Genomic DNA, 22,473 nt, shown 5'->3' with positions numbered 1-22,473 from the left:
TCTTTGCGCTGATGGTAGTGTGGGGTTACCCATGTGAGAGTAAGTCATCGCCAGCTCATTATTCCTGAAAATCCCCCTCCGCATACGCCGAGGGGGATTTTTTATGCTTGAAGTATATTCCCGGTACAAACTTGAATTCATTTTTGGCTATATAGTCTGGCAACATAGCTGTACTGTACTTATTAGGTATACGGAGTTTTTATGCCTGTTTCTAATTCTAAGCCAACTCACATCGAATATGGTTCCAAGTTCTTCTTCTCTCATTATTTTTAGCAGGATTTGCTTCTTTTTCATCATTGTATTGTGTACAGCCGATAGTGCCGATCTTTGCAAAATTCTTTGCTGTTTCTCCGACACATATCAGTTTCCCTTTATCCTTTTCTACGGTTGAGCTTGCGATAGGAATTATCCTCATCTACACACTTTAAACCCTATCCGATTCGCTTTTCTCATTTGAAAGAATCCTTTTTTAAAATTTGGCCGTTATTACCGGGATTTATAGTTTATCTCGTGCAACTCATTAGGGTAGCAAGTTTGGGTGAGATACAGTCCTTCCTGTAATTTTTATAAGCATGCTGATCGGTTTATGACGAATGCTACTTCCTTCGATTGGGCTGATTTTATGGAAACTGGTGTTATTTACTCTTTCATTTTTGGCTGCCCATTCAACCTCAAGTAGTTGAGTATCCGTGCAAGTCTCATCGTATCTTGCAGTGGGTTCTTCACTTTATCTTTTTAGTTACTACATCGGATTCAGTATTTGGGCAGTAGTAGAGGTTTAGTCTGGGAAAACTATGGTTGGAATGGCCTAGCCTTATTTATTAGTTGTGTGCTGATATTAGAATTATTTTTTGCCATATAACTTCATCATCGCCCATCATCATAAGTGTCAAATAATTAAGAATTTAAACCTCTGTTTTTGTGTATTTTTTAATCAAGAATATGAGTGGAATTCATGGTAAAATGATCGGCTTTCATCTTTGATCTAATTTTAAGATCTTCCATCTGCCAGCCGAGAATTTGCTAGCCATGTCTACAGCTTATACCGCACAGACAGCGCCGACCGCGTTGTTTGATTACGACAAATATTGGGCGTCTTGTTTTGAACCCGCGCCATTTTTGCCGATGTCACGCGAGGAAATGGATCTACTCGGCTGGGATGCCTGTGACTTTATTTTAGTTTGTGGCGATGCCTATATCGACCACCCATCTTTCTGTTCAGGCATTATTGGACGCACCCTTGAAGCGCAAGGCTTCCGTGTGGGGATTATTGCTCAGCCAGATTGGACCGATCCTGAAGCATTTCGTGTATTGGGTAAACCAACCATTGCTTGGGGCGTGACCGCAGGGAATATGGATTCCATGATCAACCGTTATACGGCTGACCGTAAAATCCGTTCCGATGATGCTTATTCACCGGACAATCAGCCGAACAAACGTCCAGACCGTGCGGCGACTGTGTATTGTCAGCGCTGCCGTGAAGCATTCCCTGACGTACCCGTACTCTTGGGCGGGATTGAAGCATCATTGCGTCGTATTGCGCATTATGATTATTGGTCAGACAAAGTCCGTCGTTCAGTATTGATGGATTCAAAAGCGGATTTATTGATGTACGGTAATGGCGAACGCTCTATTACTGAAGTCATGCACCGTTTGGCCAAAGGTGAAAAAATCCACGAAATTACCGATGTTCGTGGTACAGCATTTATTGTTAATAAACATAACCGTGCATCTAAAGCCAAGTTTGTTGAAATTGCATCGAATGATGTCGATAGCATTGGACGTGTGGATGCAATCATCAATCCTTATGTGATGACTGAAGATTTAGACGGCTGTGAAATAGAAAAAGATAAAGGTAATTCTTTAACTCAATATCAAAATTTCCAAAAAGAACCGGTTGCCAATCCAATTATCCGTGAAGGGGATAATCTGGACGCCGATACCCAAATTGTTCAGCTTCAAGCTGCGCCATCCAAAGCGATTAAACATAAATTACCGCCACGTGAACTGGCTGTCATTCGTTTACCTGCTTTTGAAGAAGTCGCTAGTGATCCGGTGCTCTATGCACATGCCAACCGTATTCTGCATTTGGAAACCAATCCCGGTAATGCCCGTGCCATGGTACAAAAGCATGGTGAACGTGATGTCTGGTTGAATGCGCCACCCATTCCGTTGACTACCGAGGAAATGGATTATGTGTTTGACTTGCCTTATGCACGTCTGCCGCACCCATCTTATGGCGAAGCTCGTTTTCCAGCATTTGACATGATCAAGTTCTCTGTGAACATCATGCGTGGCTGTTTTGGTGGTTGTACTTTCTGTTCAATTACTGAACATGAAGGTCGTATTATTCAAAACCGTTCTGAAGAATCTATTCTGCGTGAAGTGGAAAAAATTCGTGATACAGCACCTGGCTTTACCGGTATTATTTCTGACCTCGGTGGACCGACTGCAAACATGTATCGTTTGCAGTGTAAAGATCCTGAAATTGAGAAAAACTGTCGTAAACCATCCTGTGTATTCCCGGGTGTTTGTCAAAACCTGCATACCGACCATGCACCGTTGACCCAGTTGTATCGTAAAGCACGTACTTTACCGGGCATTAAAAAAATTCTGATTGGTTCAGGTCTGCGTTATGACTTGGCTGTGTTGAACCCTGAATATGTGAAAGAGCTGGTTCAGCATCACGTCGGTGGTTACCTGAAAATTGCCCCGGAACATACCGAAAAAGGTCCATTATCGAAGATGATGAAACCGGGTATTGGTACCTATGATCGCTTCAAGCAGATGTTTGACCGTTTTAGCAAGGAAGCAGGTAAGGAACAGTACCTCATTCCTTACTTCATCGCGGCGCATCCGGGTACCACCGATTACGACATGATGAACTTGGCAGTTTGGTTGAAGAAGAATGGTTTCCGTGCCGATCAGGTACAGACTTTCTATCCTTCACCAATGGCGACAGCAACCACCATGTACTACACCGGTAAAAACCCGTTGGCGAAAGTGGCGCGCTATACTGAAAATGTTGACATCGTGAAAGGGGACAAGCGTCGTCGTTTGCATAAAGCCTTCTTGCGTTATCATGATTCGAATAACTGGCCATTATTGCGTGAAGCATTGAAAGAAATGGGCCGTTCAGACCTGATTGGTAACTCGAAACAGCATTTGATTCCGACCTATCAGCCTGCGGGCACCGAAGGTCAGTATCAATCGGCGCGTAAGAAAAACTCAACTGTTGCCGGTGATTCGCAAAAACGTAGCGGTGACAATGCTGTTCGTAATAATTCCGCAGCGAACCCGTCACGCCCGTCGAATACCAAAAAACGTCCTGAAAAAGGTCAGATTTTGACTCAGCATACCGGTTTGCCACCTCGTGAAACAGGGGATGCTAAAAAACCGTTTGGTGGACCGAAGCCAAAAGGTAAACCAAAGCCGAAATCGAGAGCCTGATTTAGAAAATGAAAAAGAACGCTTAGGCGTTCTTTTTTTATAATTCATTAAAAAATAACAGGAATTAAACAGCTCGTCGGAATTGTAGGACAATAGCTAAAAGTATTGTTGCATCAGCACTCAGCCTTGCGATACAGTACTTTAAATGTCTAATAATGGATTTAATTTAGACATTAATAATGAGCATAAAATCAGTGCAACTTTTTGTCAGCTTTTATGATGGTTTCGTCATCATTCAATGCAGTTTGTTTACTTGAAATATTTAATAAAAATAAGAGTTGTATACTGAATTTCATAACAAACAATCGGTGTGACACCGAAAAAGATTATAAAAATTTAAAGGACTAAGAGGATGATGGTTTATATTTTGGTCGGGAGCTTACTCCTATTCTGTGTACTGTGTATGGCTTGGAAAAGTCTGGAAAGCAGTACTAAACAGCAAGATAGCGCTTTAAAACAAAGGGCTATTTTTAATATTAATGAACAATTAACCTATACAAGACTCAAGGGAATATTGCCGCAGAGTACTGTATTGGCACATGTTTCATTTGATGCATTATTGACGACCAAATACTCTCGAACCCGTCATAAATATCGCAATATGGTGGCAGACTTTGTGGTGCTTGATGAACATCATCAAGTGAGCGCGATTATTGCACTTGATGATCCCATGGCATTAAAACGTCCACAGAATGCGCAATATCAGGATGCACTTTTAGCTATGGCCGGATATCGTGTGATTCGCTATGAAGATGTACCTGAATATTATCAGTTAAGACAAGATTTCTTTCTTGAACAATCTACTTACAATCAGCTAGATACACAGGTTGAAGATACCCCAAAGAAGTATAGTTTTTATCCTGAGCTGGAACGAAAAAAAATCCGCATTGTAGGTTAATTACAACAAGCATGAAGCCATACTTTCATGCTTGTTCATTTATTTCCTTTAACGTGAAGCACGAACAGCAGTGACCGTCATTTCCACTAAAACATCTGGTGCATAGAGCTTTGCTTCAACGCAAGTTCGTGCAGGCGCTTGACCTTCAGCCACCCAAGCATCCCAAATTTCGTTCATTGCAGCATAGTCTTGTTCTATATCTTTTAAGAAAATCATCACAGATAGAATATGGGTTTTATCTGTACATGCATCTGCCAATAGACGATCGATATTATTCAGTGTTTCCTGGGTTTGCGCCTTAATATCCAGTGAAGTGTCATTCGCCAATTGACCCGCCAAATGCACCATATTTCCTGAAATTGCCACTTCGCAATAACGCTGTTCTACATGTAGACGCTGAACGCTCATAAAATTTTAATCCTGTGTTTTGGGGTATTATCGCAGCGATAAGGGCACCAATCAAACTCACCATCAACCCTATTTTCGGATGATCAAGACGATCTGTAAATCCAGACAAAAAATGGAATATTGCAACCGCTGATTGCACCGACCCTAAGCTTGATATTTAAAAAGAACTGCATCTCTGCCATAAATTTTTGGGTTCAATCATTCAGGACAAAATTAGTCAGCAAATACAGGATTAAAAATTGAGTCAGAATAAAAAAGCCGACCCCAAAAGTTGCAAGCGCAGCGAGGGTGCCCATATTGCCATCTATACTTGGGAAAAATTGGTCTTTAAAAATGAGTGCGGCAACAATGCCATAAACTAGAAAATCGTACCAGTCGACAACAGCCCCAATGAAACTACTGAGTGCAGCTTTACGCGCGTTGTTCTTGGAGATGTACAGAGATATTTGCAGAAGACATGCAAGAGGGAATTCCATGGTTGAACAGAGTTGCCCTGTAATATTCGGATTTGATCGTCACGCCAATCACAGGACAGCATGCTAAAAGTAAAGGTGATTTTTAGCATCTCAGCGGCTACATGGATAAATGCATCGCGCCAATAGAGTACCGCAAAAACAATCATTGTGTATCATTAATTGGTCTAATTTTATTCTTTTGATTGAAAAATATTCAAATGCTTACCAAAGAGAAAGCTGGGGCTGATCCTGCTGGTCAGAAAGTTGGTAAACCCCAACGCCAATTAAGCGAAATTGAAAATGTTCAGGAACCTGCATTTCAATCAGCAATTGCTGAAGCACATCCTGCAGTTGTTTCTGGTTTTCTAAGGGCTGTTTAAAGCTTTTACTGTGTTGTAATACCTGGAAATTTTTCAGCTTGAGTTTGGCCGAAACACCGCGTGCACAGAGTTGTTTTTTCTCTAAACTTTGCCAGACTTGATCCATCAATTTGGGCCAATAATTCTGGCATTGGATTAAAGTCAGATCATCATCAAAGGTGGTTTCTTTAGAAATTTGTTGCCGTTCACGCTCAGCTTGAACAGGACGTTCATCAATCCCTTGCGCATAGCGGAACAGCTGCCTGCCATATTTGCCAAAATGTTGAATCAGCATGGCCTCTTCAATTTGCTGTAAATCGCCCAAGGTTTCTAATTGCAGCATTTTGAGTTTTTCCTGGGTGACTTTACCGACACCGGGAATTTTTTTCAGCGGCAAATGTTGAATAAAGTTTTGCACCTGTGAGGGTTTGATCACACAGATACCATTGGGTTTATGCCAGTCCGAGGCAATTTTAGCCAAAAACTTATTTGGAGCGACACCCGCCGATGCGGTTAAACCGGTAACTTGAAAAATATCTTCCCGAATTCGCATGGCAACTTCTGTTGCACTGGCAATGTTCTGTAAATTGTCCGTGACATCCAGGTAGGCTTCATCTAGAGACAAGGGTTCAATGAGCGGGGTATAACGCTGAAAAATCTGGTGAATCTGGGCAGAGACAGCACGGTATTTTTCAAAATTGGGTTCAATCACCACCACTTGAGGACAGCGTTTTCTGGCTTGTGACATCGGCATGGCTGAGCGCAGACCAAACTCGCGTGCAGGATAAGATGCCGCATAAACCACCGCGCGTGGATGATGCGAGGAAACCACCACGGGTAAATGCTTTAACTCAGGTCGGTCTTTGAGTTCCACGGAGGCATAAAAAGCATCCATATCGATGTGAATGATTTTTTTCATGCAGTGCTAAATTCTGCCTTTAATTCGGTCTAGCTTTAGTATCTCATCTTCATGGCTGAGATTGTAGAGCAGGATCAAGTGGATACGACACAGGCCGACTGAGTAAAACCACCTGTGTGTGTTGTTGTTCAGCAGCCTGAATCAGAATTTTTAAGCTCTCGTCTGTGTTGTCCGCCAGATAAGGTAAAAATTCTAAAGCTTGATCTACAGGCTTGAAAAAATTGTCCCAATGGATGGGCACAACCACTTTGGGTTTTAATGTCTTAAGGGTTTGATTCAGATAGTTTTGCTGAAATTCAGTTGACTGGCGTGAAAACTGGGCAATGCCTAAAAATAAGGTATCGACCTTTAAATTCTTCAATTGATTGGGCACTGCACCGGTACTGGCTTTAACTAAAATTCGCTGACCTGAATATTCAATCAGATAATCAAAACTATGACCTTCTTTAAATGAAGAAAAACGTGCCGGTTGTTGCAGGGGTTGGAGAATTTCCTCACCCAAATCATTATTCACCGCTGTCGGCGGGGTATGTTGCGAAGCAATGGCAGAGACTTTGAACTCGCCAAAATACATGGGTTGTAGGGGGTGAACCGGGATTAACTGCTGTTCGGGAACGACCCCACCACGGGCAATATTTAAGGTGCTGTTTGAACCGATAATTTTTGTCTGGGGAAGTTGCTTGCCAAGCTCTGCAAGATCCAGTGCATGATCATAATGAGAATGGGTGACCAAAATCGCTTGAGTGCGTTGTAAGTGCTGTTGCTGAATCATCCGCTGGATCACTTCAGGCTGACTTTGAATTTTCTGAAACAGCACTTGAGACAGGGAAGGACGACTAAAGAATCCATCGATCAGAATCTGGGTTTTGCCATCATCAAAAAGCAGCGTCGACACACCAAAAACTTCACCTTTAGCATTGAAGTTGAGGCGGTTTTTTCAGCGGCTGGATATTGCCATTTTTGAAAATCAGATACTTGACCGGAAGGCTGCAGTAAAAAAAACATGCCAGCCACCAAAAACAGAATAAGCAGTCCCAATGAAACCCAAAGTCCTTTTTTGATCGACATAATTTTCCTGTTTGTAGGGGGGTGCTGTTTTTATTATTGATTAAGATTTAAACTTATCTTGTTATTTTTTCGGTAAATTTTCAATTGATTTCTGAGTGTAAATCTTATTTTTTTCTAGAAAACTGATCCAGTCAGATTGATCACCATTAAACACATTTAAGTCGACAACTTTGGCAATGCCTTTGATGGTTCCCTGATTGGTATGTTGCCAGAACAACCATTTCGGCTTGCCTTTTAAGTCCGGCTTACCCTGATATTCACGTACCCACAGCGGTGTTTTGGAAAATTCCCCAGCTAAAATAATGTTATAAAATGATTTGGAAATATAAAAAATGGGTTGTTTGCCATAATGCTGATACAGCCGGTCGTGCATGAGCTGAATTTCTTTAAGTAGCTGTTCCTTGGTATAGGTGTTGATGCAATTGCTGTCATATTCCAGATCAATTACCGGCGGTAAGGCATCGGCTTTGTTGGGCACGGTTTCAATAAAATTTTCTGCCTGAATTTCACCATCACGGCATAAACGATAAAAATGATAGGCACCGACCATCAGGCCATTCTCGCGTGCTTGCAGCCAATAGTCCTGAAATTTTCGATCTTTAAAATCACCGCCTTCAGTGGCTTTCAGATAAACAAACTGATAGTTTTTCGGGGAAATCTGTTTCCACTGAATGTCACCTTGATGATGCGACACATCAAAACCCTTGACCGGATATTCTTGTGCCGAGGCAGGATTATGATGCAATACAAAAACATAAACGACAATTGCGACGCAAATCAGCACCAAGCCTGCGCAAGAGGCATAAAGCTTTTTATGGCTGTTCTGGGCGAGTCGTTTTTGAGGCATAAAGAACTTAGGGATGATTGACCGAACACATGATAACGCGATCTGAAGCTTCAGACCACGTTGTTTTTCAATCAGGCTAAACAGGCGTGTTGCGGGGAATGCGCGAGAAAATGCAGGCCGTGATGATATTAATACAACCGAGGAAAATCAAGGTGCTATGGAAGGCTGTAGTGATGTGATCGGTACCATAATACGCTGTGAAGACGTTTACTAAGGTTCCTGCCAAAGCCACGCCAATACTCATCGACACCATCATGATCATCGATAAGAAACTGTTGCCGCTACTGGCATCCTGTTGCGGTAAATCCTTCAAGGTCAATGTATTCATCGACACAAACTGCAGAGAATTCAGCATACCAAAAATAAAGAAGTGCAAGGCACGCAACCAGATAGGCGTATCCGCGGTAGTCAGGGCGAAACTGGCAATACAAGCACCCACCAATAAGGTATTGATCAGCAATACTTTACGATAACCATAGCGCTGAATAATTTGGCGAATAACCGGTTTGGATGCGAGTGAACCGAGCACGGTCGGAATCATCAACAAACCCGTGATAAAAGGTTCAAAACCAAAGGCGACCTGCAACATTAGGGGAATTAAAAAGGGCATGGCATTGCCGCCTAGGCGGGCAAAGAAATTGCCGACAATTCCAATGGCATAAATCTGATTGTTAAACAATTTACTGCGGAACAGTGCATTTTGATGACTATGCGCATGATAGGCGTAAATAGCAGCCGCCATTAAACCTGCAGTGATTAATCCAGTACTCCACCATAAGGACTGATGCGGGCTAGAAAAGTTTTCGATTCCCATTGAAACGCCGACCATGGCAATCACCAGCAATATAAAACCGGAAAAATCGAATGATTTAACCGTAGGTTCTGTGACATTCGGCATGGCTTTAACTGTAATTAAACAGCCCAAAAGCCCCATTGGAATATTAATTAGAAAAATCCAGTGCCAGGTCGCCACTTCGACCATCCACCCCCCCAGTGTCGGGCCAATGAGTGGACCCATCAGTCCTGCCAGACTCATTAAGCTCATGGCAGACAAGAACTGGGTACGCGGAATAACTTTGAGCATCGCCAAACGGCCAATAGGTAACAATAATGCGCCGCCAATTCCTTGAATGACCCGATAGACCAGCAGTTCATTTAAGCTGTTGGCAAGCCCACACCCTAAAGATGCCAGGGTAAAAATGACAATTGCGCTAAAGTAGGTATTGCGTACCCCGAATCGGTCTGCCAGCCAGCCACTTAATGGAATACAGGCAGCCACGGAAAGCACATAAGCCACCACGACACTATGCATTTGCAGTGGATCTTCACCCAGATTTACCGCCATTGCAGGAATCGCGGTATTGACAATGGTGGTGTCCAGACCTTGCATAAAAAAGCCAATAGACACTAAAAAGACCAGCAGTCTAAATTCAGGTTGTAAGGCTTGATGTGATGGCGTGGCGTTCATAAAAGTATAAAAGTGAAATTTTTAAATAGTTTAAAGGAATCATCTAAACCTAGTGTAAGAAAAAGTTGTTCTATCGATCGTCTGCAAAGTGCAATCAAGCAGATATCGGATAGTCATTCAATGCAAAGCCTTGATTGATAAAATAGTTGAAATTTCAAGCAAAGCAAATTGAATCCAGATCAACGTTCAGCTTTTTGCGCATTTCCTTGCAATGAAGTTGGTCATTTAACCGTTAGCCATCCAGTTTATTTGAAATAAAAAAATTGCAGATAAAAACAACATTAAGCTGCTATTTATCGACGATAACAAAATCTTGTCGAGCTTATGTCATTAAAGTGACATAAAACTGTCATAATCTGGCCCAACCTCCAGCCGCGCTGGATGAGTACTTTCAATTGGTGAAAAAGGTTTTGTTTTTATGACAATCGAAATTTTGATGATTGTTGGCTTCTGTCTAGCCGCGTATTCAATTGTCGGAAATGATGTGCCGCAAACCTTAGGTACCTTTATTTCATCCAATGCGCATCGTCCCTGGTGGGTGCTGTGGTTATACACCAGCAGTATTTTAAGTGTGGTCTTGCTTTATGGCTGGTGGGCGTCCGGTGTAGGCGATGCTTCTTATGGCCGTCTCGAAACCATTCCCTTTCCAGAGGGAGGGGTCACTTGGCTATATATTGTTCCGCCTATATTGCTGATCATTTTGACCAAATACGGCATTCCGGTCAGTACCACATTTTTAGTTCTTACCATTTTTTCGCCAAGCAGCCTGGGTTCAATGCTGACCAAATCGATGATGGGCTATGCCGTTGCGTTTGTGGTGGCCATCATTGTTTACCGTTTTGTGATTAAAGGCATTTCGGTTTATTTCAGTAAAACCCGAGATCATAAAGTTTCTAATGTCTGGATTGGTGTGCAGTGGGTGTCTACGGCGTTTCTGTGGAGCCAATGGCTGATTCAGGATCTGGCGAATATTTTCGTCTATGTACCGCGTCAGGTTCCGCTGGAATTCTTGATTTTTGCGATTCTGGTTTTTGTCGTTCTATTGGGCATGATTTTCTACCAGCGTGGCGGCGCCATCCAGAAAATTATCGACACCAAAACCGGTGTGGCCGATATTCGTTCCGCAACTATTATCGATTTTATTTATGCCCTGATTTTACTGGTGTTTAAAGAGTGGAGTAATATTCCAATGAGTACCACCTGGGTATTCTTGGGTCTGCTTGCCGGTCGTGAATTTGCCATGTCGATGCATCTGGCTGAAGTGAATAAATATCGGACTTCACGCAATGTCAGTAAAGATGCGATGAAGCTGATGATCGGTTTAATCATGAGTGTTGTTTTAGCGACAACGCTGCCTTGGTTCTATAACTTTGTTTCAAACTTATAGCGCATACACAGCAATAAAAAAGCGAGCCATGAGCTCGCTTTTTTATTGTTTTTTAATGTGATGAAATATATTTAAATGGCAAAATGTTTTGGAGCGCCCAGATTTTTAATCGCATTCACAATCTGATCTGCATGATTGCAAATAATCAGTTTCGCCCGATGCTGTGGCGGTAAAAAGCCTTCACTGACCGCATGATCAAGCTGGGCAATTAAAGCGTCATAAAAGCCATTGACGTTATACAGCATCATCGGTTTTTGGTGCTGATTCAGTTGGCCCCAAGTGGCAATTTCCAGAATTTCTTCAAAGGTGCCCAAGCCACCAGGCAGCGCAACAAAAGCACTGGCACGCTCCGCCATCATGGCTTTGCGTTCATGCATGCTCTCTACAATATGCAACTCGGTAAGCTGGTTATGCGCAATTTCATAATCCAGCATAAATTCTGGAATCACCCCGACGGTTTGACCGCCCCGCTGTCTGAACGCATCAGCGACTTGGCCCATCAAGCCAATACTTGCACCGCCATAGACCAGTCCAAAACCCAAGTCCGACAGACTTTGAGCCAGAGCAATGGCTTTTTCCTGGTAAATGGGCTTGTTGCCTGAACGCGAGCCGCAATACAGGGCAATTAAAGGTTGAGTAGTTTTGGGAGTAGGATTTTTATGTTTTGGAGTCATTTTTAATACACTGTCCATCATTATATTTTTACCATAGCACTTTATTTTTTCATGCTCTAGCTTAGTCTGAAAATATGACACGGCATGTGATGTCATGCACAGGCTTTGCAAAGATTTGTTAAAACCGGGGAAGAGAAAAGGGGGAGGACTGAAAAAAAGATGAATTTCCAGTTCATCTTGCTATACTAAAAATCTGTTTTCCAATAAATGAATCAACATGGGTAGTGGTTGTCCTCGCTCTGAACATCTCAATTCTTCCGCAAAAACTATACAGAATGCTGTTCATAGAATATTCGCCGATTTTAATATGAACCCCCTAAAATCAGACCTCAATCCGCTGCAGGAGAACATCCAATGATCTTTGAATGGATGTCAGATCCATCTGCATGGATTGGGCTGGCCACTTTGGTGGTTTTAGAAATTGTTCTCGGGATCGACAATCTGGTCTTTATTGCGATTTTGGCGGAAAAACTTCCACCACACCAGCGCAATGCAGGCCGTATTGTCGGATTGCTCCTGGCTTTGGCTATGCGCCTGGTTCTGCTGGCTTCCATTGCCTGGGTTGTGACCTTAACCGAACCCCTGTTCCATATTCTGGAGCATCCTTTCTCCGGCCGAGACCTGATTCTGTTGTTTGGTGGTGTGTTCCTTTTATTTAAAGGCACCATGGAACTGCACGAACGCATTGAAGGAACGCAGCCGCAGAAAGAAGAAAATCCGGTGCATGCTGCTTTCTGGATGGTGATTGTTCAAATTGTGGTGCTGGATGCAGTTTTCTCGCTCGACAGCGTAATTACTGCAGTCGGCATGGTGAAAGACCTGTCTGTCATGATGATTGCGGTGGTGATTGCAGTCGGCATTATGCTTTGGGCATCGAAACCGCTGATGGATTTCGTCAACAAGCATCCAACCGTGGTGATTCTATGTCTTGGCTTCTTGATGATGATTGGTTTCTCACTCATTGTTGAAGGTTTCGGTTTCCATATTCCAAAAGGCTATTTATACGCTGCAATTGGTTTCTCGGTGGTGGTTGAGTTTATTAACCAGACCATGCGCCGTAATCAGGAGAAAATGGTTACCACCACAGACTTACGTTACCGTACCGCTTCTGCGGTGATGCGTATGCTCGGTGGCAAGTCAGAATCGCAAAATAATGATTCTGAAGATGTACTTGCAACCCGTGCATTTGCCGACGAAGTCTTTAATGAACAAAATGGTGCTTATCATAGTGTGATGGTGCAAGGGGTGCTTGGACTGTCTGAACGGCCGGTGAAATCGGTGATGACGCCGCGTCCTGAACTGGAATGGATTGATTTAGACGAAGATGATGCTGCCATTAAAGAACAATTGTTGAGCATGACCCATTCGCGTTTAATTGTTGCGCATGGCGAGCTGGACAATATTGCCGGTGTGGTGCTGACCCATAAAGTAATGAATGAATACATTGAAACCGGTGTACTCAATTTTGAACGTCACTTACGTGAACCGGTGATTGTGCATGAGAATGCCCAAGTGTTGATGGTGATGGAGCAATTACGCCAAGCACCGTTACAATTGGCGATTGTCCTGAATGAATACGGTTCGATTGAAGGCATTGCAACCCCGATTGATGTGCTTGAAGCGATTGCAGGTGAATTCCCGGATGAAGATGAATTTGAAACTGCGGCAGAAAGTTTGGAAGACGGCACTTTAATTCTTGAAGGTTCTACCGATATCCGTCATGTCTCCTTACTTTTGGGATGTGACCTGGTAGACGAGTCTGAACAGTATTCAACCTTGTCGGGATATATCTTGCATCACCTAGGTCATTTACCGGAAAGTGGCGCAAAGCTTGAAGCCGATGGTTATATCTTTGAAGTGGTGACGATGGACGGCCATAAGATTGATAAAGTCCATATCATTCCGCAAATTGAAAATGATGCCGATGATTAACTAAATTACGGCATATGGTTTTTAAACCTAGATAATTGATTAAAATAGCTCGCATCGTCGGGCTATTTTTTATTGGGAAAATTTGATGTCAGAAAGCAATTGTCCATGTGGTCTAGGAATGTTTGCCAGCTGTTGCCAGCCGCTACATGTAGGGCAGGTGAAGGCGCAAACCGCAGAACAGCTGATGCGTTCACGTTATAGTGCATTTGCCAAGCATGAGATTGATTATATTGTTAAAACCACAGCCCTTGGCCAGCAGCAGGCCTTGGATGTGACCGCCATTGCTGACTGGAGTAAATCCAACCAGTGGCTCAAGCTGGAAATTGTGCAAGCCAAAGAAAAAATAGATAAAAATCATGCACAAGTTGAATTTAAGGCACATTACCATGATGGTAAACAGGCTCAGGTTCATCATGAAGTTTCACATTTTGTGCGACATGATGGAGCGTGGTATTTCCTTGATCCGACTACTGATATGCAAACCAGCATGAAGCAACCCTGCATTTGTGGATCGGGGAAAAAATTTAAACAATGTTGTGCACAATATCTGTAAATTTCATCTGAATTTGACTTAGAATAACGCGCATCTATTACCCTCAGTGGAAGAAGGGCAATGTTGCTATTAGTGATTTATATTATTGCGATTACGGCCGAAGCCATGACCGGGGCTTTGTCCGCTGGTCGGCGTAGTATGGATTGGTTTGGGGTGACGCTGATTGCTTGTGTGACTGCACTTGGTGGCGGTTCAGTTCGAGATGTCTTGCTCGGACATTATCCACTGACTTGGGTCAAACATCCTGAATATCTTGTGCTGACCTGTGCGGCTGCCTTTGTCACCATCCTGATTGCCAAATGGATGCGTCATTTACGCTCGATCTTCCTGATTCTGGATGCCATGGGCCTGATTGGCTTTACCGTGATTGGTTGCCAGATTGCGCTTGAGATGGGACATGGCTTTGTGGTTTCTGCCGTGGCGGGTGTTCTTACTGGTGTTTCTGGCGGTATTCTGCGCGATATCCTCTGCAATGATGTACCCTTGGTGTTCCGCCGTGAACTGTATGCCAGTATTTCCTTTGTTTCGGTCATCTGTTACTGGGTTTGCCAGGAGATTGGCTTCTCATTGGAAGTGACTGTTATTTCGACCCTGGTTTTCGGTTTCTCTTTACGCTGTATCGCGATCTACTTCGGACTGGAAATGCCGAAATTCATTTATAAAGATGATGATGATCACTCGGCATCGTCCAAAGATGCTTCATAACAATTTGCATAAAACACCTGAGATGAACGGTGAAAAAAGCCGTCATCATTTTTAAGTTAACCTATAAAAATCAGCAAAATTATAAATCCTGTTGGGAAAGCAGTATGCATCCTTTCAACAAATCAGAGATCTTGTTATGGATTTAGTCTCACGTGTACAACGCTTACCCATCGGTAAGTTTCACTATACCTTGCTATGGGTGATCGGACTGGGCTGGATGTTCGATGCGATGGATACCGGTCTGATTGCTTTTATTTTGACCACCATGGCCGAAGAATGGAACATGACTCCGGCTGAAAAAGGCTGGGTGGTGTCGATCGGCTTTGTCGGTATGGCCATTGGGGCGGTATTCTCTGGCGGATTGGCCGACCGGATCGGGCGTCGTACCGTATTTGCGATTACTTTGGTGACGTATAGTATTGCTACTGCTTTATGTGCCTTTGCACCGAATTTAACCTGGTTATTGGTGTTTCGTTTCATTGTGGGCTTAGGTTTGGGTGGACAGCTTCCTGTTGCGGTAACCTTGGTCAGTGAATATATTCCTGCGCAAGTGCGTGGACGTTTTATCGTTTTACTGGAAAGTTTTTGGGGTTTGGGCTGGCTGGTTGCGGCTTTAGTGTCTTATTTCGTGATACCAAGTTATGGCTGGCATATCGCATTTTTAATTGGCGGTTTACCTGCCATTTATGTGTTTATGATTCTGAAAAAAGTGCCAGAATCAGTGCCGTATTTGATTAACCGTGGACGCATTGAAGAAGCGCATGCTCTGGTTCAGAAACTGGAACGTCAATGTGGCGTGGAAGTGATTGAACAGATTGAAGTGAAACCGGTTGCGGAAAAACAGAATATATCATTTCGCCAACTCTGGTCAGGTGCATTTGCCCGTCGTACCTTAATGCTCTGGCTGATCTGGTTCGGTATTGTCTATTCGTATTATGGGATTTTTACCTGGTTGCCAAGTTTGTTGGTCAAACAGGGCTATACCATCGTGCAGTCTTTTGAATATGTGCTGATCATGATTTTGGCGCAGCTTCCGGGTTATGTCGCGGCAGCATGGCTGGTAGAAAAACTGGGACGTAAAGCGACATTGGCCGGCTTTATTGGCATGTGTGCCGTTTCGGCTTATTTCTTTGGCCAGGCAGATAGCGTGAACATGATTATGTTCTGGGGTTGCCTGATGTCGTTCTTTAACTTGGGTGCATGGGGCGTGCTTTATACCTATACGCCGGAACAGTATCCGACCAATATCCGTGCCTTTGGTTCAGGTTGGGCATCTGCAATTGGTCGTATGGGCGGAATTGTAGCGCCGATGGTGGTCACGCATATGATGGTAATGAACAATGGTTTTAGTCACGTCTTTACAATGTTTACCGCGGTATTGCTGGCTGTGGCTTTGGTGATTTTAGTCTTGGGCGAAGAAACCAAAGGCAAGACTTTAGAATCGATGGGGTTGTAAAATTGCTGATTTTTTAGTTGATTGAACATTACAAAGTGGATATTTTTAGCCCATAAGACACAATTTGTCGCAGAGTGTTCAGTACTGCCCTTGTGTAGACTGCACCTGCGACTTAGCATAACAACGTAGATACAAAAACGAATTATTTAGGATTTCACGCTTTTATGACCAGCCTTGTGCATCATGCGACAGAAAATCGTTCCGTAGCAGAATTTACTGAACAAGCTTACCTTAACTATGCCATGTACGTGATTATGGATCGTGCATTGCCACATATCAGTGATGGTTTAAAACCGGTGCAGCGCCGTATCGTTTATGCGATGAGTGAGCTGGGCTTAAAGCATAGCGGTAAGCCGAAAAAATCTGCCCGTACAGTCGGTGATGTACTCGGTAAGTATCATCCACATGGTGACTCTGCCTGTTATGAAGCGATGGTGCTGATGGCACAGCCGTTTAGCTATCGCTATCCGTTTATTGAAGGGCAGGGCAACTGGGGTTCACCCGATGATCCGAAATCCTTCGCGGCAATGCGTTATACCGAAGCCAAACTTTCACTTTATAGTGAAGTGCTGTTGTCAGAGCTTGGTCAAGGCACCTGTGATTGGCAGGACAACTTTGATGGTTCCATGAAAGAACCGGTCAATCTACCTGCCCGTGTCCCGAATATTCTGTTGAATGGTACCACCGGTATTGCTGTGGGTATGGCAACCGATATTCCACCACATAACCTGCGTGAAGTGATCAAAGGCACCATTGCCCTGATTCGTAATCCGAACTTAAGCGATGAGAAAGTTGCCGAATATATTCCGGCACCGGACTTACCGACCAAAGCGGAAATCATTACCTCACCAAGTGATTTATTAAAAATTCAAACCACAGGTCGTGGCAGTTATCGCATGCGTGCGGTGTACACGATAGAAAAAAATGAAATAGTGATTACAGAGCTGCCGTATCAGGTTTCAGGTTCAAAACTCATTACTCAAATTGCCGACCAGATGCAGGCAAAGAAACTGCCTTTGGTGAGCGATGTTCGGGATGAATCGGATCATAAAAACCCAACCCGCTTGGTGATTGTGCTGCGTTCAAATCGTATTGATGCCGAAGCGGTGATGAGTCACTTGTTCGCAACGACCGACTTGGAGTCGAGCTATCGTGTCAATATGAACATGATTGGTGCCGATGGTCGTCCGCAAGTGAAATCGATTCGTCGTATTTTGCTGGAATGGATTGAAATCCGTAAAAATACCGTGACCCGCCGTCTGCAATATCATTTAAATAAAATTGAAAAACGCCTGCATATCTTGGCCGGGCTTCTCATTGCGTATCTGGATCTGGATACCGTCATTCGCATTATTCGCGAAGAAGATCATCCGAAAGCCGAGCTGATTGCACATTTTGGCATTGATGAAATTCAGGCCGAAGCCATTTTGGAACTCAAGTTACGTCATTTGGCAAAACTTGAGGAAATGGAAATTCGCCGTGAACAGGAAGAGTTAGAGGCCAGAGCAGCGATTATTCGTGAACAATTGGCAAATCCGGAATCCTTAAAAAATCTGATCATTACTGAACTTAAAGACGATGCCAAGAAATTTGGTGATGACCGCCGTTCGCCAATCGTACAACGTGCGGAAGCCGCAGCCATTAGCGAACAGGATTTAATGCCGGCTGACCCTGTCACCGTGGTATTGTCAGAAGCGGGCTGGATTCGCTGTGCCAAAGGGCATGAGGTAGATGCAGAAAACCTGAATTTCCGGGCAGGCGACCAGTACTTAAGTCATGCAACCGGTAAGTCGAATCAACGTGCCTATGTGCTGGATGAAACCGGGCGCAGTTATGCACTTGCGGTTAACAGTTTGCCATCGGCACGTGGTTTGGGTGAGCCTTTAAGCTCCAAACTTGCTCCTGCAAATGGCATTGGCTTTATTCAGGTCATGATTGCAGAAGATGATCAGGAAATTATTGCGGTAAGCTCTAAAGGCTACGGCTTTAAATCCAATGCAAAACAGCTGGATACCAATGCCAAAGCCGGCAAATCCTTCTTGACCGTATCAGACGATGCCAAAGCATTGCCATTGCAAATGGTGGATGCCAATACGCATTTAGCGATTTTGAGTACCGTTGGTCGTTTATTGGTGATTGATTTGTCAGAATTACCAGTCCTAAATAAAGGTAAAGGAAACAAGTTGATACAACTTGAAGCCAAAGAACAAATTTTGTCCATGACATTGCTTTGTTTAAATGAAATAATTCAAGTGGTTGCAGGACAGCAACAATTAAAACTAAAAGGTGATGATCTTCAGAAATATATAGGTAAAAGAGCGACTAAAGGTCAACTCTTACCACGAGGATATCAAAAAGCAAATAGACTGTTCATTCAAAGATAAAACTAGCATCCATTGATCAAAATACGTTATATATAATTCGTATGCGCGTAAATGGATGCGATGTTATGCATAAATAAGTTCAATAATGACGCATAACATTGAAAACAGTTGAAAACTAAAGATTACAGATTGGAGATAAAGGCATTATGGAAAAGATTTGGTTTGCTGAATACCAAAAAACGGGGATTCCTGAAACTGTAGAATTACCACCAGAAAATACTTCACTCAATGATATTTTTGAACGTAATTTTCAAAAATTTGGTTCACGTGATGCCTTTATCTTTATGGATAAAGTCTTAACATTTAATGAACTAGAAGAAGCAAGCCGTAAATTTGCCACCTATTTACAAAGCTTAGGTTTGGCAAAAGGTTCTCGCGTCGCAGTCATGATGCCAAACGTGCTGCAATATCCAGTGGTTGCATTGGGTGTATTCCGTGCAGGCTTGGTTCTGGTCAACGTGAATCCACTTTATACCTCGCGTGAACTTGAACACCAATTAAACGATTCGGGTGCGGAAGCATTGGTAATCGTTGAAAACTTTGCCAGTGTTTATCAAGCCATTATTGGTAAAACCCCGGTGAAACATGTGGTTGTGGCTTCTGTTGGCGATATGTTAGGTGCATTAAAAGGCACATTAGTGAACTTTGTGTTGCGTTCAGTGCGTAAGCAAATTCCAGCTTGGGACATTCCAGGTCATATCAAGTTCAATGCAGCAATGTCGAAAGTCAGTGCCAGCAATTATAAACGTCCTAACCTGACCTTAAGTGATACTGCTGTACTGCAATACACAGGCGGTACTACGGGCGTTTCTAAAGGTGCAGAGCTGACCCATCGCAATCTTGTTGCGAACATGTTGCAGTGTGATGGCATATTCCAAAGTAAATTTGGTGCACAAGACGGTGCCAAAGATGACCGTATTTTCTGTGCATTGCCGCTTTATCACATTTTTGCGTTCATGGTATGTGCCATGTACGGTATGTATAAAGGTCAGGCGAACGTGCTTATACCAAACCCGCGTGACTTGCCTGCAGTAATGAAAGAACTGCGTAAATACCGTCCGTCATTCTTCCCGGCAGTAAACACCTTGTTTAATGCATTGGTGAACAATGAAGAGTTTAAGCAGCTCGACCATAGCAACCTTAAAATGGCAATGGGTGGTGGTATGGCAGTTCTGGCTTCTACAGCAGAAGCTTGGAAAAAAATTACCGGGACCAATATCATTGAAGGTTATGGCCTGTCAGAAACTTCACCTGTTGCGACTGCAAACCCACCGTCATCAATGGAATTCAGCGGCACGATTGGTATTCCGTTGCCACTGACTGAAGTTGCGATTCTGGATGATGATGGCAATGAAGTTGCCTTAGGCGAGCAGGGCGAAATCTCGATTCGTGGTCCACAAGTCATGAAAGGCTACTGGAACCGTCCGGATGAAACAGAAAAAGTCATGACCAATGGCTTCTTCCGTACTGGCGATATTGGCGTGATGGATTCTCGTGGTTATATCAAGATTGTTGACCGTAAGAAAGACATGATCCTGGTTTCTGGCTTCAACGTTTATCCTTCTGAAATTGAAGATGTGGTTTCTAAACATCCAAAAGTATTGGAAGTTGCAGTGATTGGTGTACCTGATGAAAAATCAGGTGAAGTGCCTAAGTTATTCGTGGTGAAAAAAGATCAGTCTTTAACCACTGAAGAAGTACTGGCTTTCGCTAAAGAAAACTTAACCGGTTATAAACGTCCGCGTTATGTTGAATTTATGGATGAATTGCCAAAATCAAACGTAGGTAAAATCTTGCGTAAAGATTTACGTAAAACAGCATAAACCCTGCAATTTAAAAAGCGCCGTTTTCGGCGCTTTTTTTATACCTGAACTTTTAATCTTTCATCAGCCAGTGATCGATATAAGGGCGGCCTATACCCATAATCCATATAAAGGTGGTGATGCTACCGAACTGATAAAGGTACCGCTTTAAATCAAATGAACCGAAGCTATAGAAATTATCAAGTAGGCAGTAAATTGCAACAACTGTCGTCCAGATCCACAGGGCTTGACGTTTAATTCCGACCATCCAAAGTGCGGTAATTGAAATCACAATGGTAAAAATCAAAGAGAGTCTATTTAAATTGGCACACATGACCGAAAGTAAAAATCCCACAATCGGCAACACGATTTTGAGTACACGATCCACTTTAAGTTGATGCAGGCGCTGTTTTTCAAGGACATCCAACATTTTTTGCTGATCTGGGCTGGCCATACGGAATCCTTATTCATCATTAATAAAAACATTATAATTTAACAAAAATTATTACTGAACCGTCATGCTATGATATCGGGCAGAAAATCTTAATGAGAAAAATGAGATGCAAAACATAAGCGGAATAATCTATCTCATCTTAATTGCATGTTTATTGCCTTACGTTTTTACAATGATTGCAAAAAAAACCTCTGGCTTTAAAGGACGAGATAACCAAAACCCGCGCGATTTTTTGGCCAAAACCACTGGCTTGGCCGCACGTGCCAATGCCGCACAGCAAAATAGTTTTGAAAGTTTACCCTTGTTTATTGCTGCCATTTTAATGGCGGAATATATGGTGGTTCCTCAAGCCGTGATCATGACCTTCGGTATTGCCTATATAGTGCTCCGTATTGTTTACGGCATTTGCTATTTAGCCAATTGGGCAACTTTACGTAGCATTGTCTGGACCTTGTCTTTACTTTGTTCAATTTGCCTATTACTTCTGGTCATTAAATTAACTTAAGATGGCATCAATCTGAGGAAATACATATTTTGCTGTGGCGGATGTATAATCACAAAGTTATTTAATTCTCAAAAACCGTTATAATCGTGCCGGTTTAAATAAGATTTAACTTGTTAAAGAGTGATGCTATGAGCTACAGCAATATCCCAGCGGGTAAAGATGCACCAAACGACATCTATGTCATTATTGAAATTCCTGCAAATGCAGCACCAATCAAATACGAAATCGACAAAGATTCTGATGCGTTATTTGTAGACCGTTTCATGGGTACAGCAATGTTCTACCCAGCAAACTACGGTTATGTACCAAATACCTTGTCTCTAGATGGCGACCCATTAGACGTATTGGTTGTAACACCACACCCAGTTGAACCAGGTTCAGTGATTCGTTGCCGTCCTGTCGGTAAGTTGAACATGGAAGATGACGGCGGCATCGATGCTAAATTGGTCGCAGTTCCACATGACAAATTGACTCCAATTTACAAAGACGTGAAAGAATATACAGATCTTCCTCCGTTATTGATCAGTCAAATTGAACATTTCTTCCAGCACTATAAAGACCTAGAGCCAGGAAAATGGGTTAAGTTAAGTGGTTGGGAAGGTGCTGATGTTGCGAAACAAGAAGTGCTTAGCTCAATTGAAGCTTACAAAAATGCATAATTGATTTTGGTATTTAGCATTTATTGTTAAATATCAAAAATAAAAAAAACCTGCACATTGTGCAGGTTTTTTTTATCTCTTGAACTTACT

Annotated in this window: 18 protein-coding genes and 2 pseudogenes; 12 read left to right on the top strand and 8 right to left on the bottom strand. The window is 42.9% G+C overall.

Annotated features, from left to right (window positions below):
• Window positions 1–201 precede the first annotated feature (201 nt).
• The 3 genes and pseudogenes from ACU0NF_RS11230 to ACU0NF_RS11220 all read left to right on the top strand — a co-directional run bounded on the left by ACU0NF_RS11230 (window position 202) and on the right by ACU0NF_RS11220 (window position 4,348).
• Window positions 202–862: pseudogene (locus tag ACU0NF_RS11230) on the top strand (hypothetical protein).
• A 167-nt stretch (window positions 863–1,029) separates the two neighbouring features.
• Complete coding sequence (locus ACU0NF_RS11225) at window positions 1,030–3,450, top strand: YgiQ family radical SAM protein (protein ID WP_445661176.1); 2,421 nt, start codon at window positions 1,030–1,032, stop codon at window positions 3,448–3,450.
• A 352-nt stretch (window positions 3,451–3,802) separates the two neighbouring features.
• Window positions 3,803–4,348, top strand: coding sequence for a DUF2726 domain-containing protein (locus tag ACU0NF_RS11220; protein ID WP_131383869.1), 546 nt, complete (start codon window positions 3,803–3,805; stop codon window positions 4,346–4,348).
• A gap of 48 nt (window positions 4,349–4,396) precedes the next feature.
• Here ACU0NF_RS11220 and ACU0NF_RS11215 read toward each other — a convergent pair whose 3' ends face one another.
• The 6 genes and pseudogenes from ACU0NF_RS11215 to mdtD all read right to left on the bottom strand — a co-directional run bounded on the left by ACU0NF_RS11215 (window position 4,397) and on the right by mdtD (window position 9,872).
• Window positions 4,397–4,756 carry a RidA family protein gene (locus tag ACU0NF_RS11215; protein ID WP_445661175.1) on the bottom strand — a complete coding sequence of 120 codons (360 nt, stop codon included), beginning with the start codon at window positions 4,754–4,756 and terminating at the stop codon, window positions 4,397–4,399.
• A gap of 254 nt (window positions 4,757–5,010) precedes the next feature.
• Window positions 5,011–5,215, bottom strand: a pseudogene (locus ACU0NF_RS11210) (shikimate transporter); the annotation flags it as partial.
• Between the two features lie 218 nt (window positions 5,216–5,433).
• On the bottom strand, window positions 5,434–6,489 hold the full coding sequence (gene dinB, locus ACU0NF_RS11205; protein WP_445661174.1) for a DNA polymerase IV: 1,056 nt from the start codon (window positions 6,487–6,489) through the stop codon (window positions 5,434–5,436).
• A 49-nt stretch (window positions 6,490–6,538) separates the two neighbouring features.
• Complete coding sequence (locus tag ACU0NF_RS11200; RefSeq protein ID WP_445661173.1) at window positions 6,539–7,384, bottom strand: MBL fold metallo-hydrolase; 846 nt, start codon at window positions 7,382–7,384, stop codon at window positions 6,539–6,541.
• A gap of 234 nt (window positions 7,385–7,618) precedes the next feature.
• The gene (locus ACU0NF_RS11195) at window positions 7,619–8,404 is read right to left on the bottom strand and encodes a glycoside hydrolase family 25 protein (protein WP_445661172.1); all 786 of its coding nucleotides are present in this window, start codon (window positions 8,402–8,404) and stop codon (window positions 7,619–7,621) included.
• A 76-nt stretch (window positions 8,405–8,480) separates the two neighbouring features.
• Window positions 8,481–9,872 (bottom strand): multidrug transporter subunit MdtD, encoded by a 1,392-nt coding sequence (mdtD, locus tag ACU0NF_RS11190; RefSeq protein ID WP_445661171.1) that lies wholly within the window; start codon window positions 9,870–9,872, stop codon window positions 8,481–8,483.
• Between the two features lie 418 nt (window positions 9,873–10,290).
• Here mdtD and ACU0NF_RS11185 point away from each other — a divergent pair, with 418 nt between their 5' ends.
• Window positions 10,291–11,259, top strand: a complete 969-nt coding sequence (locus ACU0NF_RS11185) for a hypothetical protein (protein WP_445661170.1) — start codon at window positions 10,291–10,293, stop codon at window positions 11,257–11,259.
• A 71-nt stretch (window positions 11,260–11,330) separates the two neighbouring features.
• On the opposite strand, the gene ACU0NF_RS11180 is transcribed toward ACU0NF_RS11185, so the two are convergent.
• Entirely contained in the window at window positions 11,331–11,951 is a 621-nt protein-coding gene (locus ACU0NF_RS11180; protein ID WP_445661169.1) for an LOG family protein, read from the bottom strand.
• A gap of 336 nt (window positions 11,952–12,287) precedes the next feature.
• Here ACU0NF_RS11180 and ACU0NF_RS11175 point away from each other — a divergent pair, with 336 nt between their 5' ends.
• From ACU0NF_RS11175 to ACU0NF_RS11150, 6 genes are all read left to right on the top strand, one after another.
• The gene (locus ACU0NF_RS11175) at window positions 12,288–13,865 is read left to right on the top strand and encodes a TerC family protein (RefSeq protein WP_131383857.1); all 1,578 of its coding nucleotides are present in this window, start codon (window positions 12,288–12,290) and stop codon (window positions 13,863–13,865) included.
• 85 nt (window positions 13,866–13,950) lie between these two features.
• Window positions 13,951–14,418, top strand: coding sequence for a YchJ family protein (locus ACU0NF_RS11170; RefSeq protein WP_445661168.1), 468 nt, complete (start codon window positions 13,951–13,953; stop codon window positions 14,416–14,418).
• Window positions 14,419–14,478: 60 nt separating this feature from the next.
• Complete coding sequence (locus ACU0NF_RS11165; RefSeq protein ID WP_131267994.1) at window positions 14,479–15,123, top strand: trimeric intracellular cation channel family protein; 645 nt, start codon at window positions 14,479–14,481, stop codon at window positions 15,121–15,123.
• A 136-nt stretch (window positions 15,124–15,259) separates the two neighbouring features.
• Entirely contained in the window at window positions 15,260–16,579 is a 1,320-nt protein-coding gene (niaP, locus tag ACU0NF_RS11160) for a niacin transporter NiaP (protein WP_445661167.1), read from the top strand.
• A 164-nt stretch (window positions 16,580–16,743) separates the two neighbouring features.
• On the top strand, window positions 16,744–18,963 hold the full coding sequence (gene parC / locus ACU0NF_RS11155) for a DNA topoisomerase IV subunit A (protein WP_445661166.1): 2,220 nt from the start codon (window positions 16,744–16,746) through the stop codon (window positions 18,961–18,963).
• A gap of 146 nt (window positions 18,964–19,109) precedes the next feature.
• A complete protein-coding gene (locus tag ACU0NF_RS11150) occupies window positions 19,110–20,786 on the top strand; it encodes an AMP-binding protein (protein WP_370982602.1) in 1,677 nt (558 codons plus the stop codon).
• Between the two features lie 52 nt (window positions 20,787–20,838).
• Here ACU0NF_RS11150 and ACU0NF_RS11145 read toward each other — a convergent pair whose 3' ends face one another.
• Entirely contained in the window at window positions 20,839–21,219 is a 381-nt protein-coding gene (locus ACU0NF_RS11145; RefSeq protein WP_445661165.1) for a hypothetical protein, read from the bottom strand.
• A 106-nt stretch (window positions 21,220–21,325) separates the two neighbouring features.
• Here ACU0NF_RS11145 and ACU0NF_RS11140 point away from each other — a divergent pair, with 106 nt between their 5' ends.
• Complete coding sequence (locus ACU0NF_RS11140) at window positions 21,326–21,724, top strand: MAPEG family protein (protein WP_445661164.1); 399 nt, start codon at window positions 21,326–21,328, stop codon at window positions 21,722–21,724.
• A 128-nt stretch (window positions 21,725–21,852) separates the two neighbouring features.
• Window positions 21,853–22,383, top strand: coding sequence for an inorganic diphosphatase (gene ppa / locus ACU0NF_RS11135; RefSeq protein WP_131267988.1), 531 nt, complete (start codon window positions 21,853–21,855; stop codon window positions 22,381–22,383).
• The last annotated feature ends 90 nt before the right edge of the window (window positions 22,384–22,473 follow it).

Source organism: Acinetobacter sp. F16 (assembly GCF_052712855.1).
Note: the sequence above shows the minus strand (reverse complement) of the source record. Positions and strands in the feature narration are given on the sequence as shown.